The organism is Thermogemmatispora sp. (assembly GCF_019683635.1).
Lineage (GTDB): Bacteria > Chloroflexota > Ktedonobacteria > Ktedonobacterales > Ktedonobacteraceae > Thermogemmatispora.
In genome coordinates this window covers 1-23,896 of the sequence record NZ_JADGIA010000042.1, presented here as the reverse complement: position 1 = coordinate 23,896, position 23,896 = coordinate 1, and the positions used below count along the sequence as shown (strand labels likewise).

The window sequence follows — 23,896 nt, the reverse complement described above, 5'->3', positions numbered from 1 at the left end:
GGGAAGACCTTTCCAGAGACAAGAGACTGCCAGAAAAGAGATGGATGTCTCTATTATAGCCTCGTGAGGGCTGTCTGGCCAACCAGGTTGGTGGCCGCGGCTTGGCTGCCTTGCTGTTATGGTCAGGACGCTGCCGACGTTTGTTGCTCTTGCCAGTGTCGACTATGATAGGAAAAGCGAGGAAACCGTATGGACATCTATCGCGCCCTGGGACTGGATGTGCCGATCCTCCATCTCTGTGTCCGCCTGCTAGCTCGGGAGGGGGAGGCTGAACTTTTGCCGTTGCTCGCTGCGCTCCATGAACGCTGCGCGGCGGTCGCTGCGCGCTTGCAAGAGTGGACTGAGGAGCAGTGCGCGCGCTATGCGGAAGAGGCCGCGCTGCGTCTTCAGCGTCTGGGCTTCCTTGCTGCCGCCGTGCAGCCATCCCAGGTTGCAGCCGCCTTGCAGCGTGAGCTGCGTCATCTGGCCATGCGCTTAGGCTCGACCGGCCTTTTCCCTCTTGAGGGACCAGCGCTAGTTGTCTGCGCTGTCCCGAAGCTGGGGCCGGAGTTGGCCGCCAGTGAGCTGGCGCCGGCATTACTGACCGCCAAGACCAGGCTGGAGGACTGGCGACGCTGGCGACCCGGGCACCAGCTCTATGAGCTGTGGTTTCTCTTGCGTGGCGCCTGCGCCTTCGATCTGCTCAATCAGTTCGTAGCAGAGTGGCCAGCTTCCTTGCGCGGCGATCGGGCGCTGACAGAAGAGGAAGAGCTGCCTGCGCCTGCCTCTGCCGGGCTGCCCTCCGTGGCCAGTGGCGCACTTGTCTATCATCTCGTTTACCAGCTCGGCGATGATCTGCTCAGTGGCCCAGCGCCAGAGTTGGGGACGCAGACGCTCTCGCTCTCCTTCTCGGCGGGCGATCTTTCGTATAGTACTCTGAGGTATGAGGTGATGGCCTTGCTGGAGCAGCTGGCCGAGCAGCCTTTCCTCCGCCACGCCTCGTTTTGGCAGCGTGATCCCTGGCCGGGAGAGAGTGACGCGGCTTTCCTGCTACGCCTGCGTCTGCCAGCGGGAGAGGTAGCGCTGCGCCAGATTGGGGAGGCGCTGGTGGCGGCCAGCCCCGTTGGACGGGAGTGCCTGTTGCGCCGGGGCCTGCTGTTCACTGGGCGGCGCCTCTTCTAAGTACGCAATGGGTGGCCGGATTGGTCCGGGAGTGAGGCTAATGCAGTGGGGTGTCGGCCTGGCCGGTCCTGCTGATGTGGACCTCGCCCGACTGACTCGACAGAACTGGCGCCAAAGGCTATACTGGAGATCGCCATCAGAATTGCTGAGAGTATAGGAGGAATATGTAACATGGCGCAGACGCGTGAGGAGTTCCCTATCGAGAAACAACTGCGGAAAGATATTCAGGAAGCTCAGAGAGCGCGAGATCAGCTCAAGGTTGACACGCTACGTATGGTGCTGGGGGCTATCCACAATCTGGAAGTTGCGCGCACTGATCGCAAGCATCCTGAGTATGGGAAGCCGCTGACCGAAGCCGACTGCTATCAGGTACTGGAGCGCGAGATCAAGATGCGTGACCAGGCCATTCCCCTCTACGAAAAGGGAGGGCGCAGTGATCTGGTCGAGAAGGCCCAGCGCGAAAAGGCCCTCCTGCAATCCTATCTTCAGGCTGCCCAGCTCAGTGACGATGAAATCCGGGCTGTAGTAGCGCGTCTCATTGAGGAGCAGGGGCGCGATTTCCGCAAGGTCATGCCGCTGGCGGCTCGCGAACTGAAAGGCAAGGCCCCAGGCGCCAGGGTTCAGCAGATAGTCAAAGAGATGACCGCCTGAGTCGGGGCTTTACCTGTGCACGAGTGTTGCTGGCGAGGAGGGAGGCAACTGCACGTCAACGCATTGGCGAGACGGCCCTGCCTCCTCGCCTGGTCGAGGCCGCCGGGCCGGGGGTATAATTCCGTGTGGAGAAAAACGCACATGGTGCGGCCAGTAGCAGTCGGCGCCAGGGGCGGCGGTTGAGCTGAGCCGAGCCACACAGACGCTCGCTCGGGCGGGGACTGGCAGAGGGAGGCTGTCACGGAAGCCGTTCGTCGTTGTTCTGTTTGACGCATGCTGGGAGCGTGACGAGGCGATGAGAATCTATAACACACTCACGCGGCGCGTCGAGGAAATTGTCCCGTTGGAGCCTGGCAAGATCAAAATGTACTCCTGTGGTCCGACCGTCTACCGCTATATCCACATCGGAAACCTGCGCACCTTCACGATGGCCGACTGGCTCCGTCGCAGCCTGGAGTACCTTGGCTACGAGGTCTTCCATGTGAAAAATATCACCGATGTCGGGCATATGCGTCATGAGCTGTTGGACCGCGGCGAGGATAAGATGCAGGCCCAGGCCCGCAAGGAAGGGAAGACCTCTGCCGAGATCGCACGCTTTTACACGGAAGCCTTTCATCGCGACGAGGCCAAGCTCAACATTCTGCCGGCCCATGTCTTCCCGCGGGCCAGTGAGCACATTCCCGAAATGATCCAGATGATCGAGGAGCTGCTGCGTAAAGGCTTCGCCTACGAGGTTCGCGGCTACGTCTATTTTGACATCCAGCGCTTTCCCGGCTATGGCAAGCTTTCGCGCAATCTGCTGGAGTATATGCAGATTGGCATTCACGAGGGCAGCGATGCTGACCGGCGCCATCCCGAGGATTTCCCGCTCTGGAAACCGGCTGAGCCGGGGCGTGACATGGCCTGGGACAGCCCTTGGGGGCGTGGCTTCCCCGGCTGGCACATCGAATGCTCGGCCATGTCCATGAAGTATCTGGGACCCCGCTTCGATATCCACACCGGCGGAGTCGACAATATCTTTCCCCACCACGAGGATGAGATCGCCCAGAGCGAAGCCTACAGCGGCCAGCCCTTTGTCAACTACTGGGTTCATGCCCAACACCTGCTGGCCGACGGGCAGAAGATGGCTAAGTCGGTCAGCAACGACTATACCTGCGCTGAAATTGAGGCGCGCGGTTTCGATCCGCTGGCCCTGCGCTATCTCTACACCACCGCCCTCTATCGTAGCCGTCTCAACTTCACCTTCCGCGCTCTAGAAGCGGCCCAGGTCGCTCTGGAGCGCCTGCGCGAGCGCGCCTATGATCTCTGGCTGCGGGCTGATCAGGAGCGGGCGCTCAGGCCGCTGGAGGATGAAGAACAGCCGTGGCGTCTGGCTTTCCGCCGTGAGCTGGAGAATGATCTCAATATCCCTCGGGCGATGGCGGTGCTCTCGGCCATGCTGCGCGCTCCTGAGCTGGATGCCACCAGAAAGCTGCAGCTATTGCTCGACTTTGATCGTGTACTCGGTTTCAATATCAAATCTTACCTTCTGAGTGAAAAACCACGCCAGCATCGTGAGCCGCAACACACACAGCATCTTTTGCCGGCAGAGCTGGCAGCGCTTGTGCATGAGCGGGAGGCCCTGCGTCGGCAAAGCGACTACGAAGGCGCTGATGCCTTGCGGCTCCATTTACTCCAGCGGGGCTGGAAAGTGTGTGACCTGCCCGAGGGGACGCTGGTTCGCCCCCGGCGCCTCAGCGAAGAGTTTCCGGTGCTCTCGCGCTGGCAGGATGCTCCTGACGCCACACAGCTGCCATCGCGCTATGCCTTCTCGCTCAATCTGCTGGCACGCAATAACTACAGGGACCTTGAGCGCTGCCTTAACAGCATCTGTCGCCACGCCAACGGGCGCAGTCTGGAAGTCGTCGTGATCGAGAATGGTTCAACCGATGAGACCCTCCCTTTTCTGCGGGAGTTGGCCCGGCGCGCGGAGCTAGTCGGGGCCAACGGCGAACGGCTTGCTCTGCGCGTGCTCTTCGCCGACCATAACCTGGGCTTCGCCGCGGGGCGTAATGCGACCATGCGCGCCAGTCAGGGAGCGATCATTGTCTGGCTGGACACCTCGGTTGAGATCCAGGGTGATATCTGGACGCCCCTGGAGCAAACGCTGACCGATCCACAGGTAGGGGTGACTGGTCCCTTCGGCCTGATTACCGAGGATCTGCGCGAATTTCACGAGGAGAGCGGTCCCGAGGTGGACGCCATTGAAGGGTACCTGTTTGCCTTTCGCCGTGCCTTGCTCAACGAGGTCGGCTGGCTCGATGAAAAGTTCCGTTTCTATCGCCTGGCCGACGTCCACTACAGTTTCTTCTTCAAGGCCGCTGGCTATCGCGTTGTAGTCTGTCCCGAGGTCGCAGCCCGCCTGATCAGGCATCCTCATCGCGAGTGGTACAGCCTGACGGAGGAAGAGCGGCGTACCAAGAGCAAGAAGAATTATGATGTCTTTCGCGCGCGCTGGCATCACGGGCAGAGCCTGCTGGTGGCGCACTACAATCCGGCTCATCGCTGGTATGGGCATGATCATCCCTATCATCTCGAAGGCACTCATAGTCACGCGCCTGGAGAGCTGCCGCCGCCGGGAGTCATGCATAGCCACGAGCATCGGCACTGGCCCGACCATGCTCATAGCCACCCCCATCTCCATGCTGTTCAAACGGTCTGAAGCGCTCCTTTGCTGTCAGAGCAGATCAGCTAATGGCCTTGCCTGGCCTGGTTCCGTTGGCGGGGGCTGCGTTGACAGGCTGCATCGACCTGGCCAGAGTCTCTCTCCGACGCTTAAGAGCGGGGTACCCAGGCCGGCGGGCCGGCATAACAAAGGCGAGGCCCCAGTGAGAGCTGTGGCCGTCTGCCCGGCCACAGCCCAACCTGCCCAACCAGCACCAGCGGGCACGGATGCGGATGCGCCAGCAGAAGCGAGCGAACATACTCACGATCCTGCAAGAAAGCCCGTGCGCTAAGGAGAAGATCCCGTGGAGAGAATCGTCGAGGTCCCACTCTTCCCGTTGCAGTTGGTCCTCTTCCCGACCGCAGTCGTACCGCTGCATATCTTTGAACGGCGCTATCGCCTGATGATCGCTCGCTGCCTTGAGGAGAAGTCTCCTTTTGGCATCGTCCTGATGCGTCCCGAGAGCCGTCATCTTCAGGAAGTGCCCTACAGCGTAGGCACGCTGGCCGAGATTCAGCAAATCGAGCGTCTAGAAGACGGGCGCTACAATCTCATCGCCATTGGCAGCGAGCGCTTCCGCATTCTCCAGCTCAAGCATCAGCAACCCTACCTTTCGGGTGTAGTTGAGCTGTATCGCGATGCGCGTGAACCAGCCAATCTGCTCAGGCCCTACGCCGAGCGCGCCCTTGATCTCTTCAGCAGCTATCTGGCAATCCTCCTAGAGGCGCGCAGCCTGCCAGAGATCAAAGAGCATCTTCCGACTGATCCAGAGGAACTTTCTTATCTCATTGCCTATCTGCTCGATCTGCAGGATGAGCAGAAACAACACCTGCTGGAACTGACCTCGACGCGGCAGCGTCTGGCCGAGGAGAACGAGATTTTGAGGCGTGAGGTCCCCTTTGCCCAGCAGGTACTGCAGCGTAACGCCCATTTGCAAACTCATCCAGACCGCAGCTTCTTGAATTAGCGCGACGAAGAAGAAGGGGCGTGCCCATTGGTAGGCGGGAGCGTTAGCTGAATCAGCCCCTGTTCCTGCAAGCGCTGGAGAGAGGCATAGACCTCAGCGGGTGTGCGCCGGGTCAGCTGTGCCAGATCGCCGAGCGTGCGCCGACCATTGATGAGGAGAAAGACGATCCGATCATAGCGCGGAACGGCGGTGGCCGCATACTCCTTGCCGAGCGCGGTCAGGCTGGGTACGACAGTTTCCGGCGGCAACGGACCGGACGGCTGGTTGGGCTTGACGGCTGGCAGCACCAGCGAGTCGCCGAAACGCGGAGTCAGGCGACCGTTTTGGGGTCGTGCCTGGCTCGGAGCCTGAACGTGAGTCTGCCCTACGCTGGGCGAGCGTGGCTGAGTGGGTGGGCTACCTACGCCGCCATGCTGACCCTGTAGTGAGATCGTCTGGCGGGCACTGCTCCGACCTCTGACAGTGGGCAAAGGTCCACTTTGGAGTGAGAGAGGTGGCCAGGTTGGCCTCCGCGTGCCCTCACCGGTAGGAGCACCCTCCTGTGGCTCCGGCTGGCCTGGGGCGGGCAGCTGCAAAAGCGGCTCGGCGGATTGAAAAGTAAAACGAATTTCTCCCCATGAATTTAGCCAGGCCAGCACAGCCTCGCTGGCCTCCTGCTGCTGGCGGTTCCAGACAACCAGCGTTGGTTGCCCTCGCTCAACCGTGATATACACTTCCTCCGGCGGCGCGCCCCGTGCTCGTTGAATAGTTAGCAGACCGCTGGGCCGGTAGATCCTGAGCTGCTTGAGCACCTCCGCGAGCGAAGGCGCGGAAAAAACCGGTCTGGAAGGCATACGGCCACCTCACTGAGCTCTGGTGCAGGCCCCCTGCTCTCGTCCTTAAGAAGGAACACGATCTGTTCGTTGTCTCTGGAATTGTACGTATCCTGGTGTCCGCTGTCAAGTCCGCAGAGCTGCCTCCTTCGCTAGAAAGCCGCTCAGCCCAAATCCTCGCATTCTGCCGCCTGACTTCATGGATAAAAAATGAAACTACCATTCAAAGCGCATTCAACAAGAATGAGCGCCTGTAAAGCATCAGTGAAGCACATCAATGCTGCGCGGTCACCGTTGCCAGCGAGCTTCCTGACCAGGACCCTGCCAGCCTCAGCACTGGTCTGTCCGCTACTGTGGAGCTGAAGGAAGGTAATGCGCCAGGAGCGCGGGCAACTCTTCGGCGAAGCTTGGTGGGAAGGCATGGCCCAGGCCAGGATATTGTTTCACCTCGCAGGTCAGTCCGGCGGCGCGCAGGCGCTCGACGGCTGCCAGGGTGATGGGAGCGCCATAATCATGCTCACCGAGCAGCACGAAGCCCAGGCGCACCTGGCAGGCATCTTGAGGAAGCAGGACCTGGCTCGCATCCAGGGCCGGGCAGACAACAATGAAGCCGATGGCGGGGATGCGTCCCTCCAGCGCCAGACGCAAAGCGATGCGTGCACCACGCGAGAAGCCGGCCAGAACCACATGCTGGGAATCAATGCGCTTCCAGCGCTGCTGCTGCTTCCAATGAGTGCAGACCTCCGCCACAGCGCGGGCCTCGTCGTTCCAGCTGGCCCGGCCATAGCCGATCAGCTGCGAAGAATAAGGCAGGACCACCTGCCAGCGATGCGCCGTGATTGGCTGCCAGTACTCAAGCTCGGCCAGTGGGCTGCTCCCATTCCCGTGGAGCGCGAACAATGTCGGATAGGGTGGCGGGACCAGGTTGTCAGGCTCCAGCACCAGAATGCCCGGATGTGAGCGGGCCCGGACCTCAGCGTAGCGCTCCTGACAGATCTTGTGCAGGGCTGTGAAAGCTGGTAGTGAACGCAGCGGAGCGAGGTCCTCATCCTCCAGCTGAGCAGGTCCAAACCAGAGTCCCTGGCCAACGGCCTCCTCCAGAATCGCCAGCGCCTTCTCGGGGCTTCCCAGGCGCAGCGTGAGGATGGCGCGCCATAATACCAGGGTGGGCCGATGTTCGGGGAAAAAAGGAAGCGCTTCCTCAACCAGCTCCCGAGCGCGGGTATAGTCCTGCTGGCGGTCCAGCTCCAATACCTGGGACTTCAGCCAGCCGAAAGATCTGTCATACGGAGACATCACGACTCTTTCACTAAGCCCAGCGACTCGAACTCAACCGTAACAGAGAGGAAAGCGGGGCACCGTCCTATCCTGAAGGATCAGCCATCGACCTCTGAGATGACAGCTCTCCGCTCGTCTTGGGAAGACGGTGCCCCATCCTGCAAGCGAATGACAGCGATATTGAGAGAATCGTCTGCCTTGCTCGCTCACTTGCTCGCCTGTCTCGCAAGCCAGGCAGCGAGAATCAGGCTGACTCTCCCTTCTCTTTCTTGTAGCGAGCGATCAGCTCCTGCTGGATCTGAGGAGGGACCTCCTCATACTGATAGAACTCCATCGTAAAGGTACCACGGCCCTGAGTGAGGGAGCGCAGGTCTGTCGCGTAGTGAAGCATTTCCGCCTGGGGGACTTGAGCGATGATCTTCTGCATGCCATTGCCAATGGACTCCATGCCCAGCACACGCCCACGCTTTGTATTGATATCGCTCATCACATCGCCCATTGTCTGCTCGGGCACGATCACTGTCACATTCATCACCGGCTCCAGGATTGTGGGATTGGCCTGGGGCACGGCCTCCTGCATACAGATCGAAGCGGCGATCTCAAACGACTGGGCGGAGGAGTCGACCGGGTGATATTTGCCATCAACCAGGGCCACTTTAACGTAGACCATCGGATTGCCGGAGATGAAGCCTCGCTTCAGCGACTCGCGCACACCCTTCTCGACGCCGGGGACGAACTGGCTTGGAACCACGCCACCCACAATACGATCTTCGAAGATGAATGTGTCGGGTCCCCCGATGGGCAGCGGCTCAATCTCCAGCCAGACATCGCCAAACTGACCGTGGCCGCCGGTCTGGCGCTTGTGACGTCCATTCGCGCGCGCCTTCCGGCGAATCGTCTCGCGGTAGGCGATATGGATATCGCGTATCTCCAGGTCGATGCCGAAGCGTCGCTTAATCATGTCGACCGCGACCTGGATATGCGTCTCGCCCATGCCCGAGATGCGGGTTTCGCCCGTCTCTGGATCGCGCGTTACCCGGAGAGTGTGATCCTCCTCTACCAGGCGCGTCAGGGCATTGCTCATCTTATCGAGATCGGCCTTGCTCTTGGGGAAGACTGCCACCGTAAAGCACGGCTCAGGGAATTGGATTGGTTCCAGCGCGGTGGTGACCTCTTTACTTCCCACCAGCGTATCGCCCGTATGCGTATTGGTCAGCTTGGCCACGCCACCAATGTCGCCGGCGGCAATCTCTGGTGCACTCTCCTGAGCCTTGCCGCGAGGAATGATCAACTGACCGATGCGCTCCTCGGCGTGCGTTTGCACATTGAAGACATGGCTATCGGCCTTCAGCGTGCCGCTGTAAACGCGGAAGAGCGAGATTGTGCCGACCTGAGCGGCAGCGGTCTTAAAGACAAAGAGAGACGGCGTCTCGCCCAGGGCGCGAACTTCATCAGAAAGTGCCTCGGCGGCGCTCGGCAGATAGTCGAGAAGCGCATCGAGTGCGGTCTGCACCCCAATATTCTTTAGCGCGGACGCGCACACCACGGGCACCAACTCGCCGCTTACCGTTCCCTGACGCACCAGCGTACGCAGCTCCTCCTCGCTCAGCTCCTCGCCTTCGAGGAACTTATCCATCAGCGCCTCATCGTTCTCGACCGCCGATTCAATCAACTGCTCGCGGAAAGCAGAAACCTGATCCTGGAGGTCGGGGGGAACAGTGACCTCCTGAACCTTATTACCGCCCTCGAATGTGAAGCCGCGGCGAGAAACCAGGTCGATCACTCCCTTGAAGTTCGATTGGCTTCCGATGGGGATCTGTAGAGGAACTACCTTTAGGCCGAAGCGCGCCCGCAGGGCCTCCAGCGTCTGCTCGAAAGAGGTGTTCTCGCGGTCCAGCTTGTTGACCAGGATCATGCGCGGCAGCCGGCGCTCATCGGCGTACTGCCAGGTGAGTTCGGTGCCGACCTCGACCCCTTTCTCTGCCGTCGTCACGATTAAGGCCGCATCGGCCACGCGCAGCGCTGCTTTCACTTCGCCTACGAAGTCAGGGTATCCCGGCGTGTCGATCAGATTCAGCTTCTGGCCCCGCCATTCTACCGGCACCGGCTTGGCGTGGAGGGACATGCCTCGCTTCAACTCCTCCGGGTCGTAATCGACCGCCGACGTCCGCTCATCCACTTTCCCCTGCCTGGTCACAGCTCCGCTGTCATAGAGCGCGGCATCCACCAGCGACGTCTTGCCCGCTCCTACATGCGAGATCAGCGCTACATTGCGAATCTGTTCTGCCGTGTAGACCTTCATGAAAACGTTGCGGCAGAACCCCTACCAGGATCGCTCCTGGCTGCGAGGTGCAGAATGCCGCCCCTCCTTTCCATGCGTATTACGTTCTTTTGCAAGCGCAGACGCGACGCTTCTCCTTTCTATGGTGGTAGTATAACAGGATCGCCATCTTTGTTCAATGCTGTTTGAAGACGATCGGGGTTCACTTTCTCTCATCTTTTGTTCAGCTTATTGCAGCAATGCGCACTCGGAACTGCATCTGAATGACACAGCGAGCGTCATGCTGCCTGGCCAGAGGCCACTGCCATTTACAGATCCTGGAGGCCATGCTACACTAAACCCGCCAGCGCTGCGCACGGTCAGCTCAGGGCGGCCAGCAGTCAGCTATAGCGGCACTCACTCGCTGGCTCGCTCAGCTACGCCGAAGGGAAGGCGCGTCACGCTCAAACGAGCCGACGAACGTGATGCACACGATATGAAGGCTTGATGTGTATGATGTGAACAGGTAGGGGTCTGGTGAGTAGACTACGTGTAAGCTCTAGTCACCTTCACCCCTCCCTCGCTAGCGGCTATCCGCAGCAGGCTCGCTGCTGATCCGCTGCGCCGCCACTCGCCCCGCCTGGCTCTTCTGGCTGGCACTGCCCCTGGCCAGCGGTCGCTCTGGTGATCGCCACGGCCCCGGCAGGCCAACGCCAAGGCACTGAGCCACGGCGCTCTTGCTGTCGCGCTTGCCGTATTTCTTTTGATGCTTGCTTGATCGCTCGGCACGTCTGCTTTTCGTCGGTCAGTTGATCAGCCAGACAGGGTGGCTGTCTGATTGGCTGGCTGCCAGACGCTAAACTGCCTGTGCGGGAGGAGGAATACTGATGACGGTCGATATCAGTGACATTGAGGCTATTCTTGCCAAGCAAGAGGACTGGCGCCAGAGACAGTGCATCAATCTGATCGCCAGTGAGAATACCCCCAGCCCAGCGGTGCGTCGCGTCCAGAATTCTGATTTCATGGGGCGCTATGCGGAAGGCCATCCTAATGAGGGCGAGCGCATCAATCGCTACTATCAGGGAACGCGCTACATCGATGAAATCGAGCGTATGGCGCGAGATGAAATTTGTGAACTCTTTGGGGCTAAGCAGGCGGATGTACGCCCAATCAGCGGCAATGCAGCCAATACGGCGATCGCGCTCGGCTTCCTGCGCGGCGGCGATACGATCGTGGTCAACTCGACTGATGCGGGGGGCCATATCAGCCACGGGGCCGTGGGTGTCTTCGGGCGACGCATTCAGACGCGGGGGCAGTCCTTGAAAGTGGGTGGGCCTCAGTCCATCAACCTCCACTACCTGCCTCTCACCGAGGATCGCTATCATGTCGATGCGCAGAAGACGATCGAATTGATCGATCGAGTGAATCCGCAGATCGTTGTCATGGGCAAGAGCCTCTTCCTCTTCCCCGAGCCGGTGGCGGAGGTAGCGGCCTTCTGCAAGACCAAGGATATTCCTGTTCTCTATGATGGGGCGCATGTGCTCGGCCTGATCGCTGGTGGCCAGTTCCAGTCGCCGTTGCAGGAGGGGGCCACCTGGATGACCGGCAGCACCCACAAGACCTTTCCCGGTCCGCAGCGCGGGGTGATCCTGGGGAATATGGATGAGGAGACAGCGAAGAAGTACTGGCCGCCTGCCGATCGCGGAGTCTTCCCTGGCTCTTCGAGCAACCATCATCTCTTCTCACTGCCGGCCCTGCTGGTGGCGACCCGTGAGATGAGGCGCTACGGGCGCGAGTATGCGGCCCAGATTGTGCGCAATGCGCAGGCGTTGGGCCAGGCCCTTGATGAGCTGGGTACGCCGGTGGAGGCGCGCGACTTTGGCTACACGCGCAGCCACATGATTGCGGTCAATGTCGCGGACTGGGGTGGTGGTGTGGAGGTAGCCAGGCGTCTGGAAGCTAATGACATCATCGTGAACTATAATATGCTGCCCGGCGATGCTGACCCGCGCAATCCTTCGGGCCTGCGCATTGGAGTGCAGGAGATGACGCGCTTCGGCATGGATGAGCGTGCAATGGGGGAGCTGGCTCAGCTGATCCACGATGCCATCCGCGGCAAGCAGGTGCGTGAGGCTGTCCATCAACTGCGTGCTCGCTATCTGGAGATGCACTACGTCTGAGTCCGAGCCACTGCAGGCGCCTGACGGTGGCTCGGCTGCACTGAGGGAATAGGAAGGAGGGACGACTCACGAGAGCATCCGTGCTCCGAGCTGCTCCCTCCACTCTCTCTGGCCTGGTGGGACCAGCCTGCTGGTCCTCCTGTCAGGCTGATCCCTGGTCCCCGGTTCAGATTTCAGATGCCTGATGAGCTAGACCTGGATGCCGTGCTGGCGCAGCAGGTCAAGGAACCACTGTTCGTCGTGAATCTGCACGCCGGCGCGCCGGGCCTTCTCTAGCTTGGAGCCGGGATCTTCGCCCACAACCAGATGAGTCAACGAGCGTGTGACGTTGCTGGCGACGGTGCCGCCGAGCTGGCGCACTGCCTCCTCGGCCTGTGAGCGCGTCAGGTGGGTCAGTTTGCCGGTGAACAGGAAGGATTGGCCAGCCAGCGGTCCGCCAGGCCGTTCTTCGATGGCCATGTTGACGCCAGCCTTACGGAGGCGCTCAATAAGCTGGCGATTCTTCTCCTGCTGGAGCCAGGTATAGAGGCTGTGAGCGCTCTTCGGTCCCACACCGGGAATGGCCATGATCTCTTCTTCGCTGGCCGTCAGCAGGCGATCCATTGAACCGAAGTGCTCGGCAATCAGCTGGGCTGTCTTTTCGCCGATGTAGCGAATGTTGAGGCCGAAGAGCAGGCGCCAGAAAGGACGCTTCTTGCTCGCCTCGATGGCCTTGAGCATATTGTCGGCGCTCTTCTCCTTGACACCCTCCAGCTTGAGCAACTGCTCACGCGTCAGATCGTAGAAGTCGGCCACGGTTTTAATATAGCCTGCTTTGACCAGTTGCTCACATTGCTTCTCGCCGATTGTCTCCAGGTCCATCGCCCCTTTAGAGGCGAAGTGGATGACGCTCTCCAACAGGCGCGCCGGACAGTCCGTGTTGGGGCAATAGGCAATGGCCTCGTCCGGCAGACGCATGATGGGCGTATCACAGACGGGGCAGCGTTCGATCGGGGTGTAGGGACGTTCTTCGCCGGTGCGCCGCTCGATAATGGGCTTGACTACCTGGGGAATGACCTCGCCAGCGCGCTGTACAATGACCCAGTCGCCGATGCGCAGGTCTTTACGGAGGATGTCTTGTTCGTTGTGCAGGGTGGCCCGCGAGACTGTCACGCCGCGGATGTTGACCGGCTCCAGCATAGCCCAGGGATTGACCGAGCCGGTGCGCCCGATGTTGATGCGGATGTCTAGCAGGCGCGTGGCGACCTGGATGGGAGGATATTTGAAGGCGATGGCCCAGCGCGGCTCTCGTCCAACATAACCCAGTTCCTGCTGTTGGGCGAGATCGTTGATCTTGATGACAACCCCATCAATTTCGTAGGGCAGCTCGAAACGCTTCTGCTCCCATTCACGACAATACTGCAGCACTTCGTCGAGGTCCCGCGCCCGCCGATTATGGGGGTTGACCGGAAAGCCCCATTCGGCGATCAGCTGCAGAGCCTCCCAGTGCGTGCTTAGATTGCGCCCCTCGATATAGCCAATCTGGTAACCGAAGAAGTCGAGGTTGCGCTCAGCGGTGATACGTGGATCTTTCTGACGGAGCGAACCGGCGGCGGCGTTGCGCGGGTTGGCGAAGAGTTTCTCGCGGGTCAGCGAGGCGTTGAGCTTCTCAAAGCTCTCGATGGTCATGTAGATCTCACCACGTACCTCGACCCGCGGCGGCGGATTGGCGTCACGCAGGCGCTGAGGAATGCTGCGAATGGTGCGCACGTTGGGGGTCCAATCCTCGCCGACGAGACCGTCGCCTCGGGTGGCGCCCACGGTCAGCCTCCCCTCTTCGTAGGTCAGAGCCATAGCCAGCCCGTCGATTTTCAGCTCGCAGACATATTCAAAGGTGGCGTTGGGCAGGATATTCTGCGCGCGCCGATGCCAGGCCAATAGCTCTTCTTCGCTGCGCGCGTTGGCCAGACTCAGCATGGGAACAGGATGGCGATGCTGCCGCACTTCAGGGAGCGGCGCCGCCCCAACGCGCTGCGTTGGCGAGTCAGGCGTCTGTAGCTCGGGATGTTCCTCCTCGATGCGTCGCAGCTCCTGCATCAATTGATCGTATTCTGCGTCGGTCAGTGTGGGGTTGTCGAGAACGTAATACTGATAGTTGGCCTCTTCTATGCGACGGCGCAGCTCCGCCACGCGAGCAGCTAGCTCCTCGCTCTCGCTTGCTCTGCTACTTGCCTCCTGGCTCGGCTCGGCGCCGGTCTCTTCATGCTCGCGCTCAAACAACTGATCGGCCATCAGGTTGCCTCCCCGAAAAAGAATCTCCCTGACTGAAATACCTCCCCACTTATCTTGTTCTTTTGAGAAGGGCCAGGAAAGGAAGAGTCTGCTCTGTCTCTGTTTAGCAATCAGTCTACGTGAGACTGGGGCTGAGCGGATGAATGCTTATACTTGCCCATCTGCCCCGTCGGTTCTGCTGATCGCTCAAGTCCTGTAGTCCGGCCTGCGCAGCTGTCAGCTCTACAGAAGGACAGGGAGCGGCAGACCACGCTTTCCTATCGTATCACATGGTGGCAACGGGGAGAGAGAAGCAGAGGTGACGCTGGGGGCGGGTACTGTCAAGCCGGGCCAGGCCGAGCGAGAAGCCTGGCGAACTAGCGGCTCCGCTGTCTGGCGTCCTCCAGGCATACCGCGCAAGACTGGTTTGGCTCGCTCGTGCTGACCCGGTCTGGGCTGTTTGTGTCCGTCGTCTCAGGGGCGGTCCAGAGAAAGGACCGACCTTCTTGCCGAAGCGCCTAGCGGCAGGCGGATCAAGATCTGGCCGAGGACTATGGGGTTTTCAAACGCTGCGCGAGCTGTTCCAGTCCTCAGAAAAGGTCTGCTGGAGCACGCTGAGAACGTGTTGATCGGAGAGCACGATACCCAGCTCACGATTGTGATCAAGTGATTGACTTGAGAAGTTCTCGGAGCCAACAAAAGCCTTCTCTCCGTCGACGATCATCATTTTGGCATGCATATAGAGCTTCTTATCCTCACGTACCTGGGCCCCGCCGCGTTTGATGGCCACGATACCGCTGTGATTGCTATCGGAGGAACCGCTCTGGTAGGGTAAGATGACCTGCACCGTAACGCCGCGTTGGGCCGCGGCAGCCAGGTCCTGCTCAATAGTGTCGTCGATCAGCTCCTCTGCTTCGATGAGCAGCGATTTTTGCGCGCCTTTGATGAGCGATTCAAGGACGCTACGCGAGTTGATAGGGCTGACAACGAGATTCGGATTGCTGAGAGAGACCTGTGTGCGGTTCCAATCGGCTTCGAAGATATCGCTGACGGCTTTGACATCTGCGGGATTGGTATCGATGATCCCATATTCGCGGTTTTTGGTGTTGCCGACGCCGAGAGCGGCGTTTGTCAGGTTACAGGTCATGATATAGGCCGTGGTGCCGTCGATAATCATGCCTTTCTCGTGGGTCAGAGCAAAAGCCGGGCTGGTCGCTTTGACTTTGACCCCCGCCGCGCTCAGGCGGTCCATCGTTTCGGTCGGCGAGAGCGAGCCGCCGCCATAGGGGTGAGTCTCCAGCATCACGCGCACATCGAGGCCGCGGTTGGCCGCCTCCTCAAGGGCGTTGATGACGTTACGGTTAGTTAACAGGTAGAGTTCCAGCCAGACCGAGCGGTGGGCCCCGTTGATAGCGTTGGTGATGACCCCTTCGCCGGCATCTGGCTCAACGAAAACTTGCAGCCCTTGCTGGGCTCCATTGCTGAGAGCGGCAGTCGGTGAGGCCAGCAGGGTGCTCCCGCCAGCGGTAATCTCAACGTTACAGGCACTCAGAAGCAAGAGGAGGCAGAAGAGCACGGGGAAGAGGCCCTTCTGCCAGTGAGAAGCAGTGTGTTCGGCGTACCTTTTCATCCTCATCGAAGCGACTCCGTGATCGTTAGAATGGAGACTGTAAATGGCCTCTCCAGCCTCATCATATCCTCTACAGACTACAGGCGAGCAGCGCAAGAGCAGTACTCTCTAGATAAGCACGTCTTGGGGGCCAAAGGCGCGTCAGAGGCAGTCATCGTCAGGGGCTGGCCTGACGTAGGGCGATAGACCGAGCAAGACATTGATGGCCTTGGGGATAGGCGCAGATAGCGCAGATAGAAGGTAAGACCAGACCGGAGAGCGTGAGCCTGCACAGTACTGCCTGCCTTGTCTTCCTCCGCCGGCCTGGTCTGTGGCGGCTGGCTTCTTCTCTGGCCAGGGCAACGCTACGATCGGACACGCTCCTGGAGCAGGCTCCGAATACGACCCAGCAGGGGAACCAGTTGTTTCTTGCGTGAGACCAGCCCCTCGACCTCGATAGTGTGGCCGTCGGACCCGAGCGGCGCCCCGAGCGCTGTGGCCACCGCCTGCTCGCCACCGTGGATCAGCAGCCGGCAGCGCATGTTGATGATGTCAACAATCATGAAGAGGAAGACGCTATAGTTACGCTCCTGAGAGAGCCGGCGCATGGTCTCCAACAGCTCTGCACTGCGCTGCTCGATTACCGAAGGAGTGGCTGTTTCGACGGTGCCGATGGCGAAGCGCAGGCCATTGACGGTATACTCCTTGAAATCGGCGGTGAGCAGAGCCTCGGGGCTGCGCTCGTTCAAGTCGGAGGCCGCTGCGGCGAAGATAGCCTGGCCGTAGGATTCGAGGTCCTCGCCCGTAATCTCGGCCAGCTCGGCTGCTACCTGCTCATCGCGCTCCGTCGTCGTGGGTGAGCGTAGAATCAACGTATCGTAGAGCAGTCCAGCGAGCAGCAGGCCGGCGACCTCGCGCGAGATAGGCACTCCGGCCTCGTGATAGAGGCTGACGATAATGGTGCCCGTGCAGCCGACCGGCTCGGCCCGGAACATGATCGGCTTGCTAGTGTGAACATCGGCAATGCGATGGTGGTCGATAATGGCCAGCAGCTCAGCCTCTTCGATGCCATCCACGGCCTGCGCACGTTCATTGTGATCGACAAGCACAATGCGACGTGGACGGGCATTGAGCATGTCGGTCCGCGAGAGGTAACCGACCAGACGTCCTTCATCGTCCAGCACTGGCAGCGAGCGGTGACGCGCCAGCAGTGGCTGTACTTCGCTCATCAGGTCTTCCGGCCTGCAGGAGTCGAAGTCGCGGTTCATGATCTCGCTGGTCTTCATACTCAGATTGATGAGGCGGACGGCGGTGAAGGTGTGATAAGCGGTACTGATCACGAGCACCCCGTGTTTGCGCGCCGCAGTCAGCGTGCGCTCGGAGACGAGCAGGTCGCCGGTGATGACCAGGGCGGCGGCTCCGGCCTCGATGGCGGCCAGCTGAGCATCCTCGCGGTCTCCCAGGACCACCAGACAACCCGGCTCAAGATATTCGCGCATGGTGGCTGCCTGCATGGCGCCGACCAAGATGCGGTTGCCCAGCTTGCGCCGTCCCTCGACGAGCACGCGCCCGTGAAGGACGCGCACCAGGTTATCTCGTTCCAGCGGGACGCGGTTGACCGCTTGTGGGTCGAGATCCTTGAAAAAGAGCTTGGCCAGGTCTTCAATGGCGATAATTCCTTGAACGCGGCCCTCGTCGTCGATCACGGGCATGGCGCGCCGGTTGTGCTCCTGTAGCAAGCGCCCGGCTTCCAGCAGGGGTTGATCAACGTGGATACTGATGACGCCGCGCCTCATGACATCGCGTACCTGCAGATAGACGTCCTCCAGAGCCTCTGGCGGCTCCACTCCGTAGCGCTCTAAAACAAAGCGCACTTCAGGTTTGATAGTGCCATGTCGAGCAGGAACAGCCTCTTCTCCCTGAGCTTGTAGCAGACGCGCATAAGCATAGGCCGAGGCGATCGAGTCGAGATCTGACTGTTTATGTCCAATAACGTAGATTGGCTGTGCCATGCTAGCTGCTTCCTCCAGACCCGTGCTCCCTTGTGGCGTGAGCACTGGCGTTCTGCCGGTCGTTGCGTTGGCTACGAGAGATGAACAGTAGTACGCCTATCAGTATAACAAAAAGCAGTGCCAGGCCGATAGCCACGCCGAAGGCCAGCGCCACAGGATAAGCTGTGCCAGCTGGGGGGACTGTTGTGATAGCGGTAGCCTGGGCAACAGTGGTGACGCGGTCGCTGAGCCGGTTATTCGGTTTGGGCAGAGTGATGCCAGGGTTACCGGGTGGCATGCCGTTGTCGAGGAAAGGCACGTAAGGATTAGGATAGCTTGGGGACTGCTGCCCCACAACAAGCGTCTTGCTGATGAGGCGTTGGGCGCCATTGGCAGCCGTCACCGTAAGCCTGAGCTGGTACTCTCCGGCCCGATGATAGACGTGGCTGGAGCGCTGACCCTGAGCGCTCTCGCCGTCGCCGAAATCCCAGTGGTAGCTGAACCCTCCTTCCGGTAAGCTGGAGCCAGGCAGGAAAGCGGCCTGAGCCTCGACGGTCAGTGGCAGACCTGGCCTCGCTCTGCCGAGATCGTTGATGGCTGTGAGTGGGCGACCATCAGCGGGGGCTGCCCCCAGGATCGCGGGCTGGTTGAGCAGCCAGGTCGTGAGCATGGCAGGCAGGGTTAGAGCTAAGGTCAACGCCTGTGACTGCTGTGAGCTGCCGTCGGCGAAGGTATTCATCAGCTGAATCGTATCTTCCGGCTGGTCAAAGGGGTAACCAGGCGTGGCGGCTGTGCTGTAATAGCTGGAGTTACCGACCAGCGTGGCACAGGCGACGCCTGCCAGCGTGAACGGCACCTGATCGCTGCTGCCAAGCCGGTCGTCCTCACGGATCACGTCTTGCTGCTGATCAGGAGTAAAGATCGGCTCAAAGATATCCTGTTGCTGTTGCCCGTGATAGGAGAGCATCTGAAAGCCTTCTTCGTAAAGCTCGGCAAAGACAGCAGGAACAGCCTGATCCATCAGGTCCCGGAGTTGACTGATACGTTGGCGTTGCCCTGCTGGGAGTACGTTCTGCTGTGGATAGAGCCTGGTGCTCGTCAAGGGGGAGAGATCGACGTAGAGGGGAAAAACAGGATTGGCAGCCTGGCCGAGGTAGCGCACAGGATAGGCGATGCCGCTCTGCTCCTCGTTAAACATGGCCACGATATTCCCCAGATCGGCGTTCATGGTTTCGTTGACGGCATGGAACGAGCCATAGAGGCCCTGCTCCTCAGCGTCGAAGAGGACAAAACGTAGCGTGCGAGCTGGATAGAGCTGATGCGCACGCCAGTAGCTGGCTAACCCGCGGGCGATGCCCAGTTCGATGGCGCAGCCGCTGGTGTCGTCATAGGCCGACTGGGTTGAGAAGGCCATTCCATCGTAGTGGCAGCCAATGATGACGGTCTGCTCGGGGTGTTTGATGCCAGGAACGCTGACCTCGACATTGAATGCTGGCACTACTGCCGGGCGATTGAGCCAGCCCCGGATGGCAAAGGGGTCCTGCTGGACTTGAGGATCAAAGCCGCTCAGATTGCGTAGCATTTCCGCGCTCCAGTAGGCGGCAAACTCGTCGTGGCCATTGACCGCGGGCGGCAGATTGCGATCGTAACCGGCTTCGCGTCGCAGAAAATGGGTGGCCAGATAGAAAAGCTGCTGGTAGATATAGTTGCCGTCTACAGTGGGAAAACTGGCCACTCCGGGACTATGCCCGCTGGCACTGACCGACGGCGGCTCGAAGTAGCAGGGCCATAGCGAGCTGATCAGAAACAAGGACAGGAGGAGCCGCTGAACGAGCGTCGCCTTGCGAGTGGTTGGCTGCCATAAGCATCTCTTGCCTGGTGATGGCATGGGCTTTCTCCATCTGATAGTCGCCTGTGTACCTGCAGATAGACGTCCTCTGAGGCCTCCGGTGGTCAACTCCAAGTGCTCCAAGGCAAAGCGCACCTCGGATATGAAGATGCCGTGTTCAATGGGAACGGCCCTTTCTTCTTCCCTGGCTGGTTGCACTTGACCGTATGCAGCATGATGGCTGCCAGGTGGAAGAAAAAAGCGTCTGGCTCTCACATCTCCTTCCTAAAAAAGACGTTTCGTTGCCTCTTTCTTGGTGGTGGCCATTTTGGGGGAGGAGCGCAAGCTGTAAAAAATAGGCCGCTTGATCGTTCGTGGATTCCTCCCAGAGAGAAGCTGTGGATGCGAGGTGCGAGCCTTCAAAAAGGGGAGACAAGCATGCTAGAGGTCATCATTGAAGACAGCCTCTCTGGACTGAGATATCCAGTGGAGGTCTCAGGCGATGCACCGCTCTGGTCGCTGGTGCCGGCCCTGGTCAAGGTGTTGAAGCTGCCGCAGGAGGATAGCACTGGCAACCGACTGAGCTACCGTTTGAGCCTCGCAGAGAGCGGACGAGAGCTGCCGCGCGAGCTGAGCCTGGAGGAAGCCGGAGTCAAAGCAGGGGCGTCCTTGCTGCTGCGACCCTACGTGGTGGGACCGGCTGCCGGCGCACGGGGGCCGGTGGAGGACGGGCTGCACGATGCAGTGACGCTGGTCGATGCTACGGCCCTGCCAGCAGTGGGAGCGCCAGTCTCGCCGGTTGCAGATGGAGGACGGCAGGCGGCGAGAAGGAAGCGCTCACGGCGTCTTGTCCTGAGCTTGCTCGGCCTGACAGTGGTGGGAGCGGCGGGAGCGAGTGCGGGCTACGCTGCCTATCGCTCTGGCCTGCTGGGAGGGTGGCTGACAACGCTGCAACCCCAAGGCAGGCCAGCAACCACTGCTGTACCAAAGCAGATGCCCACTCCGACGGCGACCCCGCTGCCGACCACCGCCCGGGCCAGCCTGGTCTTCACCCAACACCGGCAGACTGTGCGCTCGCTGACCTGGTCACCCGATGGAAAATTGCTGGCCAGTGGCTCGCTTGATGGGCAGCTGCTTATCTGGAACACGCAAGGTCAGGTTCAACATACCTTCACCGTCAACGGAGCTGTCCGTACCCTGGCCTGGTCACCTGATGGAACGCAGCTGGCTCTGGGAGCTGGCTCGGCGGTGCAGTTTCTCGACCCCTACAACGGCACCCCACTGACGCAGCCGCTCCAGCGACATACGGCCACCGTCACCGCCGTAGCCTGGGCGCCGCATGGTCAGGCACGCCTTGTCTCGGCCAGCCTTGATAAGCTGGCCATTGTCTGGGATGGCAAGCTCTGGCGCCCTTTGCAGATCTTCAGGCGCCATACGAGTCCGCTGGAAGCCGCCTCATGGGCCGCGGATGGCCAGACCATAGCCACAGCCTCCACCGGGGGACTAGTGCGCGTCTGGCGGGCTGACAGCGACCAGGAACTGCACGGCTACTATCAGGACGGTCAGCTAACCCTGCGTACCCTGGCGTTCGCTCCCACAGGTATGCTGCTTGCGGTTGGGGGCGACGACGGCCAGATCCGCCTCTGGAACGGGCTGACTTGCCAGCGCCAACAGGCAGGGGCCTTCGGAACCCAATGTGTCGACGGACCTCAGCGTCTCCATCTGCACACGCAGCCGCTGCGTACGCTAGCCTGGTCGCCCGATGGCAGGCTGCTGGCCAGTGCCGGTAACGATGGGGTGCTGGCGGTCTGGTATCCGATGCACAGTCAGATGCCGCTCTTCACCGTCCGCCTGGGTACCCCGATACTCTCCCTGCACTGGTCCACTGACGGGCGGACCATAGCCACGGCGGCGGGGAATCGAGTGACACTCTGGCAGCTTAGTTAAACGACTGCCGAACCGCGCCCGACCTGGTCTGGCTCAGCCCTCCCGTAGAAGCTGCCTTGGCTGGCTGCGACAGCGCCGATTTCTCCTGCACCTCGCCTGGTGCTGACGAAGGCAGGCTAGCCCTGCCCGCTACTGAAGCCGATGGCCCTGGATGATCTCGCGCTGCTGAACTTTAATTTTGGCTGGCAGCTTCAATGAAAGCCACAAAGGCTTCTAAGTCGCTTCGGGCGCGCCTGGCAAGTGGGGTAGATGAGGCAGGAACAGCTGCCAGGGCGGCGCGCGCTCGGCGGCATTGCTCGGCCAGAAAAGCCTGGCAGTAGGGGCGCGTCTCCGTACGAGCAAAGATTGCCAGGATCTCGTCAACCTGCTCGCGACTCAGAGGAGCGCTTTGCTGGTACAGGACCTGTAGCCGCTCGCGATCAGCCGCTTGGGCATGGGCCAGGGCGTGCAGGATCGGCAGGCTCTTTTTGCGTCGGTAGATATCGCCAGCGGGATTCTTGCCCAGCTCATCCAGACTGGCCCAGACGCCCAGTACGTCGTCGCGCACCTGGAAGGCCAGGCCGATAGCCTCGCCGAAATGACGTAGCCGCTCCACGGTCTCTGCGTCCTGCGTGCCCAGTAAGGCCCCCATCTCGGCAGCGCAGGCCATCAAGGCAGCGGTTTTACGTCGAATCATTTCGATGTAGGCCGCGACCGAGACATCCATACGTGTCTCGAACAGCATATCGAGATACTGGCCCTCTGCGATTGTCAGACAGGTGCGGTCGAGAATGGCGGCCAGGCGTGCGGCGAGGGCGGGATCAACCCCGGCCTCCAGGACGCCCCAGAGGGCCAGGCGGCTGAGCGCGAACATGCCATCGCCAGCATTGATTGCGTGGGGCACACCCCACAGCTTCCAGACCGTGGGACGGTGGTGGCGCTCGCTATCCTCGTCGACAATGTCGTCATGGATGAGGGTGAAATTGTGGGTCAGCTCAATGGCTGCCGCCGCGGGCAAAGCCCGCTGGAGGTAGCGACGTGGCTCATCCTCGGGTGGAAGCTGTCCCCAGGCGCCAGCAGCTTCATAAGAGAGGAGCAGCAAGGTAGGGCGCAGGAGCTTGCCCGTCTGTACGCTGGTGGGACGCAGCTGGGCGTCGACCCAGCCCAGATGATAGCGCATTTGACCATAGTAATCTTGCAGAAGCCTGGAAGCCTCTGCCCCAGTAGAGGCCGTGGCGCGTGCCACAGCCTCCCTGAGCGCGGCCTGAATCTCCTCGCGGTAACGCTGGAGCGTTGCTTGAACGGTAGTTGAGATGGCCATGCTTCTCCACAGAAAACTTTTTCCCTATCTTAGGGGTGAAAGTGAAAAAAGACAAGGGCCACAACGGTTCCCACCAACGTCACCCAGCGCGCTAGCCCCTTGAGGCCACCCACGTAGGAGAGAGGGGCACAGAGATCACAGTAGCGAATCGTGTACTGGTAGCGATGGCCACGCAAGCCCTCGCGAACAATAACGACATCTTCGTCTTTCTTCCTGGTATGTAGCTCTTCACAAACGTAGCGACCGCAGCCTCTACAGCGGTATTGATCGATAAAATGAGAAGTACGAGAGATTGACCACTGATCTGGATAAACCGGGACGCCACAGACATAGCAGACCTGGATCTCTGCCAGGCGCAGCTGCCGCTCGGCACAGGGCGAGTGTTGCTGCTTCGGAAAATGCTCCTGACAGAAGCTGCGATGGCAGTCGGGACAGCGTCCCAGGGCCTCCTGTTCACATTCTCGGCAGCGGCGGGACAGACTCAGTGCCTGTTGGCGTCGACGCGTCGTGATGGGATCTTCCATTGTCTCTGCTTCCTCTGCCTTTTCTTATAGTTGATGAAGCGGTGTGGTTAATGAGTTGCTTGCTGGATCACGGGTAGTTAGTCGAGTTGGCCGACTGGCCTGACTAGGAGAGCAATATCTCTATCTCTCTGTGTAGTATAGCATGAGGGGCATACCTGTGCCGCATTGTGACCGGGATGGCCTAGCGAGCCGAGTCCCAGGGGGAGAGAGCAATGCCCGCCGATGCCCGCAGTGGCTCATCCCAGTGAGTCTAGATAGCAGACGAACGGACAAGGCCATGTTTGCAGCCTCGCGCTGCCGGAAGATAAGATAATATAGGCACCAGGACCAGCTATCGGAGCGAAAGCTGGCGGAGGACAATCGGTCTCGGCCCGACCCGGCCATGCGCGCAACAACGCCCGGTCGCCGAAGGATTCTGAGGGGCCAGGCAGAAG

Annotated in this window: 15 protein-coding genes; 6 read left to right on the top strand and 9 right to left on the bottom strand. The window is 60.4% G+C overall.

Translation table 11 applies throughout. From position 1 onward, the window contains the following. The first annotated feature begins 189 nt into the window (after positions 1–189). The 4 genes from IRZ31_RS07050 to IRZ31_RS07035 all read left to right on the top strand — a co-directional run bounded on the left by IRZ31_RS07050 (position 190) and on the right by IRZ31_RS07035 (position 5,483). Positions 190–1,161, top strand: coding sequence for a hypothetical protein (locus IRZ31_RS07050; protein WP_297151571.1), 972 nt, complete (start codon positions 190–192; stop codon positions 1,159–1,161). 171 nt (positions 1,162–1,332) lie between these two features. Next, the gene (locus IRZ31_RS07045) at positions 1,333–1,812 is read left to right on the top strand and encodes a GatB/YqeY domain-containing protein (RefSeq protein ID WP_297151568.1); all 480 of its coding nucleotides are present in this window, start codon (positions 1,333–1,335) and stop codon (positions 1,810–1,812) included. Between the two features lie 295 nt (positions 1,813–2,107). Next, positions 2,108–4,513, top strand: a complete 2,406-nt coding sequence (gene cysS / locus IRZ31_RS07040) for a cysteine--tRNA ligase (protein ID WP_297151566.1) — start codon at positions 2,108–2,110, stop codon at positions 4,511–4,513. Between the two features lie 307 nt (positions 4,514–4,820). Beyond that, on the top strand, positions 4,821–5,483 hold the full coding sequence (locus tag IRZ31_RS07035) for an LON peptidase substrate-binding domain-containing protein (protein WP_297151564.1): 663 nt from the start codon (positions 4,821–4,823) through the stop codon (positions 5,481–5,483). Here the strand turns inward: IRZ31_RS07035 and IRZ31_RS07030 are convergent. From IRZ31_RS07030 to fusA, 3 genes are all read right to left on the bottom strand, one after another. Continuing rightward, complete coding sequence (locus tag IRZ31_RS07030) at positions 5,480–6,316, bottom strand: hypothetical protein (RefSeq protein ID WP_297151561.1); 837 nt, start codon at positions 6,314–6,316, stop codon at positions 5,480–5,482. The genes IRZ31_RS07035 and IRZ31_RS07030 overlap by 4 nt on opposite strands. A gap of 327 nt (positions 6,317–6,643) precedes the next feature. Further along, on the bottom strand, positions 6,644–7,591 hold the full coding sequence (locus IRZ31_RS07025) for a hypothetical protein (protein WP_297151558.1): 948 nt from the start codon (positions 7,589–7,591) through the stop codon (positions 6,644–6,646). 226 nt (positions 7,592–7,817) lie between these two features. Next, positions 7,818–9,875 carry an elongation factor G gene (gene fusA, locus IRZ31_RS07020; RefSeq protein WP_297151555.1) on the bottom strand — a complete coding sequence of 686 codons (2,058 nt, stop codon included), beginning with the start codon at positions 9,873–9,875 and terminating at the stop codon, positions 7,818–7,820. Positions 9,876–10,720: 845 nt separating this feature from the next. On the opposite strand from fusA, the gene IRZ31_RS07015 reads away from it, so the two are divergent. Beyond that, on the top strand, positions 10,721–12,013 hold the full coding sequence (locus tag IRZ31_RS07015) for a serine hydroxymethyltransferase (protein WP_297151552.1): 1,293 nt from the start codon (positions 10,721–10,723) through the stop codon (positions 12,011–12,013). A 189-nt stretch (positions 12,014–12,202) separates the two neighbouring features. Here the strand turns inward: IRZ31_RS07015 and ligA are convergent, their stop codons facing one another. The 4 genes from ligA to IRZ31_RS06995 form a co-directional block, all read right to left on the bottom strand. Further along, a complete protein-coding gene (gene ligA / locus IRZ31_RS07010; RefSeq protein ID WP_297151549.1) occupies positions 12,203–14,284 on the bottom strand; it encodes an NAD-dependent DNA ligase LigA in 2,082 nt (693 codons plus the stop codon). 541 nt (positions 14,285–14,825) lie between these two features. Beyond that, positions 14,826–15,899: a phospholipase D-like domain-containing protein gene (locus IRZ31_RS07005; RefSeq protein WP_297151547.1), complete on the bottom strand. Its 1,074-nt coding sequence runs from the start codon at positions 15,897–15,899 to the stop codon at positions 14,826–14,828. Positions 15,900–16,237: 338 nt separating this feature from the next. Next, positions 16,238–17,884 carry a putative manganese-dependent inorganic diphosphatase gene (locus tag IRZ31_RS07000; protein ID WP_297151544.1) on the bottom strand — a complete coding sequence of 549 codons (1,647 nt, stop codon included), beginning with the start codon at positions 17,882–17,884 and terminating at the stop codon, positions 16,238–16,240. Between the two features lies 1 nt (position 17,885). Continuing rightward, the gene (locus tag IRZ31_RS06995) at positions 17,886–19,751 is read right to left on the bottom strand and encodes a M28 family peptidase (RefSeq protein WP_297151541.1); all 1,866 of its coding nucleotides are present in this window, start codon (positions 19,749–19,751) and stop codon (positions 17,886–17,888) included. Positions 19,752–20,129: 378 nt separating this feature from the next. Here IRZ31_RS06995 and IRZ31_RS06990 point away from each other — a divergent pair, with 378 nt between their 5' ends. Further along, positions 20,130–21,638: an EsaB/YukD family protein gene (locus tag IRZ31_RS06990; protein WP_297151538.1), complete on the top strand. Its 1,509-nt coding sequence runs from the start codon at positions 20,130–20,132 to the stop codon at positions 21,636–21,638. Between the two features lie 172 nt (positions 21,639–21,810). Here IRZ31_RS06990 and IRZ31_RS06985 read toward each other — a convergent pair whose 3' ends face one another. Together IRZ31_RS06985 and IRZ31_RS06980 are read right to left on the bottom strand one after the other, a co-directional pair. Further along, on the bottom strand, positions 21,811–22,938 hold the full coding sequence (locus IRZ31_RS06985) for a polyprenyl synthetase family protein (RefSeq protein WP_297151536.1): 1,128 nt from the start codon (positions 22,936–22,938) through the stop codon (positions 21,811–21,813). A gap of 29 nt (positions 22,939–22,967) precedes the next feature. After that, the gene (locus IRZ31_RS06980) at positions 22,968–23,462 is read right to left on the bottom strand and encodes a hypothetical protein (protein ID WP_297151532.1); all 495 of its coding nucleotides are present in this window, start codon (positions 23,460–23,462) and stop codon (positions 22,968–22,970) included. Between the last annotated feature and the right edge of the window lie 434 nt (positions 23,463–23,896).

Excerpts from the sequence above, each read along its gene's own strand:
- IRZ31_RS06980 (WP_297151532.1), bottom strand. The coding sequence starts at position 23,462 with ATGGAAGATCCCATCACGACGCGTCGACGCCAACAGGCACTGAGTCTG.
- IRZ31_RS06985 (WP_297151536.1), bottom strand. The coding sequence starts at position 22,938 with ATGGCCATCTCAACTACCGTTCAAGCAACGCTCCAGCGTTACCGCGAG.
- fusA (WP_297151555.1), bottom strand. The coding sequence starts at position 9,875 with ATGAAGGTCTACACGGCAGAACAGATTCGCAATGTAGCGCTGATCTCG.
- IRZ31_RS07000 (WP_297151544.1), bottom strand. The coding sequence starts at position 17,884 with ATGGCACAGCCAATCTACGTTATTGGACATAAACAGTCAGATCTCGAC.
- IRZ31_RS07015 (WP_297151552.1), top strand. The coding sequence starts at position 10,721 with ATGACGGTCGATATCAGTGACATTGAGGCTATTCTTGCCAAGCAAGAG.
- IRZ31_RS07025 (WP_297151558.1), bottom strand. The coding sequence starts at position 7,591 with ATGTCTCCGTATGACAGATCTTTCGGCTGGCTGAAGTCCCAGGTATTG.
- ligA (WP_297151549.1), bottom strand. The coding sequence starts at position 14,284 with ATGGCCGATCAGTTGTTTGAGCGCGAGCATGAAGAGACCGGCGCCGAG.
- cysS (WP_297151566.1), top strand. The coding sequence starts at position 2,108 with ATGAGAATCTATAACACACTCACGCGGCGCGTCGAGGAAATTGTCCCG.
- IRZ31_RS06995 (WP_297151541.1), bottom strand. The coding sequence starts at position 19,751 with ATGCCATCACCAGGCAAGAGATGCTTATGGCAGCCAACCACTCGCAAG.
- IRZ31_RS07030 (WP_297151561.1), bottom strand. The coding sequence starts at position 6,316 with ATGCCTTCCAGACCGGTTTTTTCCGCGCCTTCGCTCGCGGAGGTGCTC.
- IRZ31_RS07005 (WP_297151547.1), bottom strand. The coding sequence starts at position 15,899 with ATGAGGATGAAAAGGTACGCCGAACACACTGCTTCTCACTGGCAGAAG.
- IRZ31_RS07050 (WP_297151571.1), top strand. The coding sequence starts at position 190 with ATGGACATCTATCGCGCCCTGGGACTGGATGTGCCGATCCTCCATCTC.
- IRZ31_RS06990 (WP_297151538.1), top strand. The coding sequence starts at position 20,130 with ATGCTAGAGGTCATCATTGAAGACAGCCTCTCTGGACTGAGATATCCA.
- IRZ31_RS07045 (WP_297151568.1), top strand. The coding sequence starts at position 1,333 with ATGGCGCAGACGCGTGAGGAGTTCCCTATCGAGAAACAACTGCGGAAA.